Annotated in this window: 9 protein-coding genes and 1 tRNA gene; 7 read left to right on the forward strand and 3 right to left on the reverse strand. The window is 44.1% G+C overall.

All coding sequences use genetic code 11. From position 1 onward, the window contains the following. Window positions 1-231: 231 nt before the first annotated feature. Window positions 232-444, forward strand: coding sequence for a 4Fe-4S binding protein (locus tag IBX40_08580; protein ID MBE0524368.1), 213 nt, complete (start codon window positions 232-234; stop codon window positions 442-444). Window positions 445-652: 208 nt separating this feature from the next. Then, window positions 653-2,557, forward strand: a complete 1,905-nt coding sequence (locus tag IBX40_08585) for a molybdopterin biosynthesis protein (protein ID MBE0524369.1) — start codon at window positions 653-655, stop codon at window positions 2,555-2,557. A gap of 88 nt (window positions 2,558-2,645) precedes the next feature. Here the strand turns inward: IBX40_08585 and IBX40_08590 are convergent, their stop codons facing one another. After that, the gene (locus tag IBX40_08590) at window positions 2,646-2,807 is read right to left on the reverse strand and encodes a hypothetical protein (GenBank protein ID MBE0524370.1); all 162 of its coding nucleotides are present in this window, start codon (window positions 2,805-2,807) and stop codon (window positions 2,646-2,648) included. A 193-nt stretch (window positions 2,808-3,000) separates the two neighbouring features. Between IBX40_08590 and IBX40_08595 the strand changes: the two genes are divergently transcribed. The 5 genes from IBX40_08595 (at window position 3,001) to IBX40_08615 (ending at window position 5,927) form a co-directional block, all read left to right on the forward strand. Continuing rightward, window positions 3,001-3,075, forward strand: a tRNA-Met gene (locus IBX40_08595). Further along, a complete protein-coding gene (locus tag IBX40_08600) occupies window positions 3,052-4,173 on the forward strand; it encodes an HlyC/CorC family transporter (GenBank protein ID MBE0524371.1) in 1,122 nt (373 codons plus the stop codon). The genes IBX40_08595 and IBX40_08600 overlap by 24 nt, the downstream gene beginning before the upstream one ends. 123 nt (window positions 4,174-4,296) lie before the next feature. After that, the gene (locus IBX40_08605; protein MBE0524372.1) at window positions 4,297-4,593 is read left to right on the forward strand and encodes a DUF357 domain-containing protein; all 297 of its coding nucleotides are present in this window, start codon (window positions 4,297-4,299) and stop codon (window positions 4,591-4,593) included. A gap of 53 nt (window positions 4,594-4,646) precedes the next feature. Then, window positions 4,647-5,003 (forward strand): DUF555 domain-containing protein, encoded by a 357-nt coding sequence (locus IBX40_08610; protein MBE0524373.1) that lies wholly within the window; start codon window positions 4,647-4,649, stop codon window positions 5,001-5,003. A gap of 6 nt (window positions 5,004-5,009) precedes the next feature. Next, window positions 5,010-5,927 (forward strand): carbohydrate kinase family protein, encoded by a 918-nt coding sequence (locus IBX40_08615; protein MBE0524374.1) that lies wholly within the window; start codon window positions 5,010-5,012, stop codon window positions 5,925-5,927. Between the two features lie 252 nt (window positions 5,928-6,179). Here the strand turns inward: IBX40_08615 and IBX40_08620 are convergent, their stop codons facing one another. Both IBX40_08620 and ilvD read right to left on the reverse strand, forming a co-directional pair. Continuing rightward, window positions 6,180-6,566, reverse strand: a complete 387-nt coding sequence (locus IBX40_08620) for a nucleotide-binding protein (GenBank protein MBE0524375.1) — start codon at window positions 6,564-6,566, stop codon at window positions 6,180-6,182. A gap of 12 nt (window positions 6,567-6,578) precedes the next feature. Then, window positions 6,579-8,249: a dihydroxy-acid dehydratase gene (ilvD, locus tag IBX40_08625; protein ID MBE0524376.1), complete on the reverse strand. Its 1,671-nt coding sequence runs from the start codon at window positions 8,247-8,249 to the stop codon at window positions 6,579-6,581. Window positions 8,250-8,493: the final 244 nt, after the last annotated feature.

Raw genomic sequence — 8,493 nt, forward strand, 5'->3', positions numbered from 1 at the left:
GCTTAGCTCGGCACGCCTGCGTTTATCTGCGGTTCGAATTCTCATAGCTATCAGGCAGGAGATTATAAATTGATTTTGACAGGTTATTCTCAGGTAATACCTAAGATACCCACTCCATGTTAAAGAGAGCCAAAAATATATTCAACTTCAATTAATAAAACATAATAAGAATAAGCATTAAATACTTTATAAGGCAATTACTTTTAACAACATTTTCGGGAGGTTTTCAATATGGCAGTAAAGAAATATGAAGCTAATGGTATTGTAATTGAGATCGATTTAGACAAATGCATGGGGGCAGGTGAGTGTGTGGATGTTTGTCCTGTAGAAGTGTTCGAACTTGTAGATGAAAAATCCACAGCACCAAATATTGTAGAATGTACTGAGTGCTGTCTCTGCGTTGACTCGTGTCCTGCAGATGCAATAACCCATAGTTCCTGTTAAGAATTTTCAGTATTAAAGTTGTTGAGGTCAAATTTATTTTTGCGCCCTTTGCGGTTAAATAGCATAAACATCACTGAATCGGACTACGTTTATTTATATCACCGCAAAGGGCGCGAACAGTTGGCTCTTAAGATGAGCGAATGCTCTTAATGAAATAATAAACATAATGTTTATCCTTTTTACCTGAGTAATTATTTAAGGTTTTGAAATGGACAGGAAAGAATTCAGGGAATTAACAACTTCTGAGATGGCGGAAAAAATAATAAGTCAAATTCCATTGCATCCCGGAATCACAGAATTGAAACTACAAGATGCATTGGGTTATATCCTGGCTGAAGATATAATATCACAAATTGATGTTCCGGGATTTGACAGAGCATCAATGGATGGTTTTGCTGTACGTGCAAAGAATACCTATTCAGCAAGGGAAGACAAACCGGTTGAATTAAATCTTGTAGGTAAGGTGGATGCAGGTTCAGTCCCGGATGTGGATGTGAATATTGGAACTGTAATTGAAATTTCTACTGGTTCCATGATGCCCGTTGGAGCTGATGCTGTTGTAATGGTTGAATATACCAGACAGGCAGGGGATGTAATTCAAATTCTGCGCCCGGTTTCTATTAACGAGAATGTTATCCATGCTGGTTCTGACATCATGGTCGGAGAAAGGGTACTTGATGCGGGTACCAGATTATCTTCCCGGGAGATCGGTGTCCTGGGTGCTATAGGCATCGGTTCAGCCAAACTCAGGAACCTAAATGTCGGGATCATTTCAACAGGCAGCGAACTGATAGAACCGGGAAATGAATTGGAAACAGGCAAGGTCTATAATATTAATTCATATTCTCTGGGTGCCGCTGCTAAGGAATGCGGTGTGAATGTCAGTTATTATGATATTGCCAGGGATAACCGCGAGGAAATGGAAGAGATGCTGGCACGTGCATTACAGGAATGTCATCTGGTGCTGACCTCGGGTAGTACTTCAGCGGGGGTTGGGGATATTATGTACAGGATCATTGAGGATAAAGGACGGGTACTGCTCCATGGGATTGATATCAAGCCAGGAAAACCGGTAATTGTGGGAATAATTGACAACACCCCGGTGTTTGGACTGCCTGGATATCCTACCTCAGCACTTACTATTTTCAATCAATTTGTAGCTCCTTTGATCCGCCGCACATTCGGATTGTCTGATTTGAAATCAAAGGTCAAGGCTCAAATGGCTGTGGATTTTCGTTCTGCAGGACGGAAACAGCTTTTGCCTGTGGGACTTGTCAGGGGAATGGCATATCCTGTCGATAAGGGTTCAGGTGCAATAACCACACTTGCAGACGCCGACGGTTTTATTGAGATCGAACCAGAGGTTGAGATAATAACAGCGAATGATGAAGTAGAGGTTACCCTTATGGGGGATGTTAAGGCCCCTGATATTCTTTTTATTGGCAGTCACTGCCTGGGTTTTGAAGTGTTAATGCGCATGCTGCCATACCGGATCAGGATGATAAATACGGGAAGTACCGGAGCTCTGGTAGCTGTCAGGGACGGGATTGCAGATATGGGTGGTGTGCATTTGCTTGATGAATCAGGAGGATATAATCTATCCTTCCTGAAGACATTTGGCCTGGAAGAGGCGATGCTGGTAAAAGGGTACCTGAGAGAGCAGGGTCTGATCATCCGACCTGAAAGCAACATCAAGGGATTTAAAGACATTCCGGGTCACAGGATGATAAACAGGAACAGGGGCTCAGGTACCAGGTTTTTCACAGATAATAGATTTCGCGAATTGGCAGGACAATTACATCAGGAATTTGAAGATTTATGCGCCACACTGGAAGGCTACGATACTGAAGCCAGGACCCACAGTGCAGTGGCAGCGGCTGTCAGGCTGGGCAGGGCTGACGTAGGTATCGGTATCAAACCGGTGGCAGACCTGAACGGTTTGAAGTTCATTCTTCTGGCTGATGAGGAATATGATTTCGTTGCACGAAAAGAGTTTATTGATAGTAAAATGGGATCTGATTTTCTGGATCTATTGTGCAGTGGACAATTCAGCAGCAGTTTACCTCAAGGTATAAAAACGTATGAGAGGACGGGGGACCTCCTGAAACCTTAACGCTAAATGTCAGTGTCTACTGGAATTCCTATCAAACAGGATATTTCCGGAAATGGGCTGAAAAATTATCTGGTTAAGGTTGCATGTTTCAAGCTTTCAAGATCATACCCTTATCGCCTAAAATATTGATCAAATCATTGATCTCATAGACATTGGGTTCCCTTAGATATTGCATGGCAAATATATCCATTATTGCACTGAACGTGCAGTGCAGCCTATCAGTTCTCAATTTATGTGACATTTTAGTCATAATTCCTGTTGGATTATTTATTTGTAATAATGATATAATTAATATATAATTCTCCACATTAATATATATAAGTTCGCATGCACCCCTAACAAGTCATGATGGAAAATAATAATAACTGATTTCTAACACCGAAGGCTTTATGACTAATCATCACTATTTTAAGCCTTTACCCATACCTGATAATATCAATCGAAGCGGGGTGGGGTAGTCAGGAAATCCCGACGGGCTCATAACCCGTAGATCCATGGTTCGAATCCATGCCCCGCTATTATTTGGTCTGGAAAAGTTTTTAAGTAATTTCATCCATTTTGACATTGGAGTATATAAAGAAGTGATCGATTCCACATCAATGGCAGAACTTGCCATAGTAATCATCCTGATTGGCCTTTCTGCGTTTTTTTCCTCTTCTGAGACAGCCTTTATGTCGGTTAACAGAATCAAGATTCTCCACTTGGCAGAAAAAGGTGACAAGCGGGCGAAGATCATCCATGAGGAACTGGCCCGTCCAGAGAGATTCATCACCACGATCCTGATAGGGAACAATATCGTGAATGTGGCAGCTTCGGTCATGGTTACCGTGGTGGTATTGAGATTTTTCGGGAATGCTGGCATTGCCATCGCCACGGGAGTGATGACCGTGGTAATTCTGGTCTTTGGCGAGATCGTACCCAAGACCTTTGCAGCCAGGCATGCCAATTCCTACAGCTTGAGAATTGCGCGGCTATTATTGTTCTTAACCAAAGTGCTCTACCCTGTGATATTTGTATTTACCCAGATCACCAATCTCGTGCTGCATTTACTGGGTGTCAGGGAAAATATAAAGAATCCTTTCATTACTGAAGATCAGATAAAATTACTGCTCAAGGTGGGAGTGGAGGAAGGTGTTATTGAACCACAGGAGCGAAAATTGATGCAGAACATCCTGGAATTTACCGATGCAAAGGCAAAGACCGCCATGACCTACAGGCGCGATATTGTTAATGTTGAAAATACCCTGACCCTTGATGAGGCCCTGAAAAAATTCAATGAATCCGGCCATTCACGTCTTCCGGTCTGGAGGGATGATCTAGACAACATCACTGGCATGATCTATGCAAAGGATCTTTTGAAGTACACCGATAAAGAACTTCCCGGAATACAGGCCCATGAGATCCTGAGACCCATTCTCAAGGTGAGGAATGATCGAAAGATCGGTTCGATTTTTCGCGAACTCCAGTCAAAAAAGATCCAGATAGCGGTTGTGATGGATGAACATCAAAAGGTGGTGGGTTTGCTATCAATAGAGGATATTGTGGAAGAGATTGTGGGAGATATCCTGGATGAATATGATGTGGAAGAGATGAGAAAAGGGGTCCTTCCCCGGTAATATAATCTTTCCAGGTCGAATCCGGCGAGCCTGCGAACTGTAAACATCTGGTTGCAATACATTTTCATAGTATCTTAAATATGAACAATATAACAACATTTACGTAATTTCCCCTCCATTTCAATGTTAATGCAGTCTCAACCTGCTGATATTAAAGAGAAGACTCGTCGGTACATGCTCATGCTGGAGCAGGCCATCGAAAAGGTAGACATTGCCACTGGAGAGCAGTCTTATCTGAGAAAAGTAGCAGAAGATTACATGAATATGGCCCGTTCCTATTATCATGACGGAGTGCATTTTATGGAAGCTGAAGACCTGGTCAATGCCCTGGTATGTTTCAGTTATGGTCATGCCTGGTTGGATGCAGGTATTAGATTGGGAGTATTTAAGGCAAATGACGAAACTTTGTTTGCTATCTAGGAAATCCGGTTGGAATAGTTAATAGAAATTAATTATGAGACGAAGGTAAGAAAATGAATAATTATAAAGTTACATTGGAAGCAGCCTGGTTGGTCAAAGATATTGAAACTGTCGATGATGCAATGGGAGTTGCAATAGCAGAAGCAGGAAAACGATTAAATCCACAGTTGGAATATGTTGAAATTAATATCGGCACCACCTACTGTCCTTCCTGTGATGAACCTTTTGACAGTGTATTCATGGCGGCTGATACTGCTCTTGTGGGTTTGTTCTTAGAGATGCGTGTATTTGATGCGGAAAATGATGAACATGCAGCAAGGATTGCAAAATCGGTAATTGGTAAGGCGTTAAAAAATATTCCACTAGCGGTAATTGAAGTTATTGAAATGGAGTATTCTGAACAAGGGTGAAAATTCGTGGATAATGTCATCTCGGTTATTGGGCATACTGCTTATGACCACCTGTTTGATATCACACGATTCGCAGAAATCAATTCCTCGATGCCTATAGCTGGTTATCATATCTATTACGGAGGAGGTGCCGCAAATATTGCCGCTGGTATCGCCAGGCTGGGGGGAAACAGCCAGTTGATCTCTCCTGTAGGAAGTGATTTCAAAGACTCAGATTATGAGCAGCATCTGGAAAGATTGGGCGTGGATACAAGCTTAATGTGCCACCTGGAAGAAGAAATGACAGCATCTGCCTTCATCTATACTGATGAGAACCATGACCAGATAACCTATTTCTACTGGGGTGCCTCAAAGCTCTTCCCGGAACTTGAACCACCAACTCTAAAATTTGTTCACCTTGCCACTGCTGACCCGGTATTCAACAGTAAAGCAGCCCAGCTTGCAGATTTTGTCTCATTTGATCCTGGTCAGGATCTGGTCGTGTATCCGAAGGAATGTCTTGAGACCATATTAACACATACCAATATCCTGTTCACAAACCGCCATGAGATTGAGCGCCTAAGCCAGATGATAGGACGTACCCGAGAGGATCTGGAGGCAGATATTGGAATAGTTGTGGTGACGCTGGACAAGGGAGGCAGTGAGATACACCTTGATGGTAAGCGTTTATTTATTCCTGCCATTCAGGTACAGGCAATGGACCCGACCGGTGCAGGTGATGCTTATAGGGTCGGGTTTTTAGTCGCATATACCAGGGGGTATTCACTGGAAATATGCGGGCGTGTAGGTTCCACAACGGCTTCTTTTGCAGTGGAAAAGGTGGGATGCCAGACAAATCTGCCCACATGGGAGCAGATGAGAGTCAGGTTTAATGATCACTACAAAGACTTTGAATTATATTTAACAGGTCTTTACACTGCTTAAATAAGATTAATATTCATTTTGCAAAGATATTTATACTTGCCTAGCGTGATATTTCATCACTCGTGTTGTTAGGTCCTTGCGTGAGTTACTGACTGAGTCTATCTATGATCGACAAGACAACCACAATGCGGAATATTCCGCGATACAGCCTGGCACGAGGGTTACTGGAATGGACAACGGCTTAGTCCAGTGGGTGAAGTTCCGGAGTTAGTGCGCCAGGCGACAGCACATATTATTAATGCTTAATTCCCGTTATAGCTGTGTCAATATTCTGATGTTTTCCGGGCGATCCACAATAATCTCTTTATCGCCCTCGTATTCGTCCACAATCCCTATTATTTCCACATGATCTGCTGCATTCACAGACCGATTCACCTGACCGGCACCGTTATTGCGATGAATAAATACCTTAGTCAGGCTGTTATCAACATCCACTGTTAAAATCAAATGATCACCTGTAAAAGTTCCCCTCTTTCCAACCACTTCACCATGGAGAATGATATTGTCACCAATTTGGGATTTATCAGAATATTCGGATGGTTCTGCATCATTGGCAATAAAGCCAAAATATGCAATGATCAGCACCATTAGTGCCATGATCATCAAAACAAGAGTAATCTTCTCTTCTTTTTGCAGCATATCAGCAGAAACTTACTCTAATATACTTCCCTGGGATGCGTTTCCAACCATACGCTGGTATCTGGTCAGATAGGACTGCTTGATAGCTAAAACAGGTTTGTGCCATCTGCTCTTTCGCTCTTCCAGTATTGCAGCTGTTACCTTCATATTCAAAATCCGGTTGGGGATATCGATCTCAATGATATCACCTTCTTCAACCAGAGCAATAGGGCCGCCCTGAGCCGCCTCAGGAGTGACATGTCCAATACAGGGTCCACGGGTACCTCCGGAAAACCTCCCGTCAGTGATCAGAGCGACAGACTCGATCAATCCCATGCCTGCAATGGCAGAAGTGGGAGAGAGCATCTCTCTCATACCAGGTCCGCCCATGGGTCCTTCGTAACGGATGACAACCACATCACCGGCTTTGATCTGCCCTTCCATAATGGCCTGCATGGATTTCTCTTCGCTGTCAAATATTCGTGCATGCCCTGAATGTACCATCATATCAGGATGGACAGCACTCTGTTTAATGACCGATCCATCAGGTGCAAGGTTACCTTTCAATATGGCTATCCCACCTTCGGGATGTACTGGTTTGTCCAGGGTCTTAATAATATCTGCATTTTTCCTGGGATTTATTATAGTAAAAGCACTGAGATTTTCTCCAATTGTCTTCCCATTGACCACCACAACATCCAAATCCAGGAGTTCCTTTAACCTCTGCATTACTGCTTGTACACCGCCAGCCTGTTCCAGATCAAGCAGGAAATGGCTGCCTCCTGGTCTGAGATTGGTAAGGTGGGGTGTGGTCCGGCTCATCTCGTCGAACCGATCCAGCGGCAGGTCAAGGCCGAACTCATGAGCAATGGCAGGCAGGTGCAGGGCTGTATTGGTACTGCCTCCAATGGCCATATCCACGCGTATGGCATTATCAAAGGCATTTTGGGTCACTATCTGCCTGGCTGTGAGATTTTTATTGACCAGGTCAACGATCTTCATACCAGTCTCTTTGGCTATCCTGAACTTCTTGGCATCCACAGCATGGGCTGTACCGCATCCTGGCAGGCTCATTCCCAGCGCCTCGGTGACACAGGCCATGGTATTGGCTGTGAACAACCCGGCACATGAACCGGCACCGCAGCATGAATAATCCTCAAGCATCTTGAGCTGTTCGTCAGTAATTCTATTGTTCTGCCTCTCGCCCACACCCTCAAAAACTGAGATGAGGTCTCTGGGTTCATCGTCCACTAACCCGGGCAGCATGGGACCTCCGGTAACCACTGCAGCAGGAATGTCCAGCCGTCCTGCAGCCATCAAATGCCCTGGTACGATCTTGTCACAGGTGGGTATCAGCACCATCCCGTCGAAGCGGTGTGCCTGGACCATCACCTCGATCGTATCTGCTATTAGTTCCCTGCTGGGTAATGAATATCTCATGCCTTCATGACCCATGGCTATGCCGTCACAGATACCGATAGTACTGAATTCAAAAGGAACGCCACCGGCCAGCCTGATACCGGCTTTTACAGCTTCCGAGAGCTTATCCAGATGGATGTGGCCCGGGATCACTTCATTCCAGGAATTAACCACACCGATAAACGGCAGGTCCATTTCGTAATCTGTCAATCCCACGGCCTTAAGCAGGGAGCGGTGGGGGGCTCGTTCCAGTCCTTTGGTGACTTCATCGCTTCTGAGTGTCATGTTGAATCTCCATTGTTTGTATACTGTACTGGGTGAAAATATTATTTGTGGTGCTGTAAAAAGAGAATAGGATGTCCACTTTGTTCGCCATGTCCAAGCTCCATGTGATGCTATAAATGTAAGTTGGCAAACGAAATGAATATAAGATCAGATTAAACTCTGAATGGTTTCAGCTACTTCTTTCACTATCGTAGAATCCAGTCCGCCCTTTTCGTCATCCTGAGTAGTAAAGAGGTTCTTTCCC

Source organism: Methanosarcinales archaeon (assembly GCA_014859725.1).
Taxonomy (GTDB): Archaea; Halobacteriota; Methanosarcinia; order Methanosarcinales; family Methanocomedenaceae; genus Kmv04.

Bases quoted from the DNA above. Each gene is read 5' to 3' on its own strand.
- IBX40_08580 (MBE0524368.1), top strand. From the start codon at position 232: ATGGCAGTAAAGAAATATGAAGCTAATGGTATTGTAATTGAGATCGAT.
- IBX40_08585 (MBE0524369.1), top strand. From the start codon at position 653: ATGGACAGGAAAGAATTCAGGGAATTAACAACTTCTGAGATGGCGGAA.
- IBX40_08590 (MBE0524370.1), bottom strand. From the start codon at position 2,807: ATGACTAAAATGTCACATAAATTGAGAACTGATAGGCTGCACTGCACG.
- IBX40_08600 (MBE0524371.1), top strand. From the start codon at position 3,052: ATGGTTCGAATCCATGCCCCGCTATTATTTGGTCTGGAAAAGTTTTTA.
- IBX40_08605 (MBE0524372.1), top strand. From the start codon at position 4,297: ATGTTAATGCAGTCTCAACCTGCTGATATTAAAGAGAAGACTCGTCGG.
- IBX40_08610 (MBE0524373.1), top strand. From the start codon at position 4,647: ATGAATAATTATAAAGTTACATTGGAAGCAGCCTGGTTGGTCAAAGAT.
- IBX40_08620 (MBE0524375.1), bottom strand. From the start codon at position 6,566: ATGCTGCAAAAAGAAGAGAAGATTACTCTTGTTTTGATGATCATGGCA.
- ilvD (MBE0524376.1), bottom strand. From the start codon at position 8,249: ATGACACTCAGAAGCGATGAAGTCACCAAAGGACTGGAACGAGCCCCC.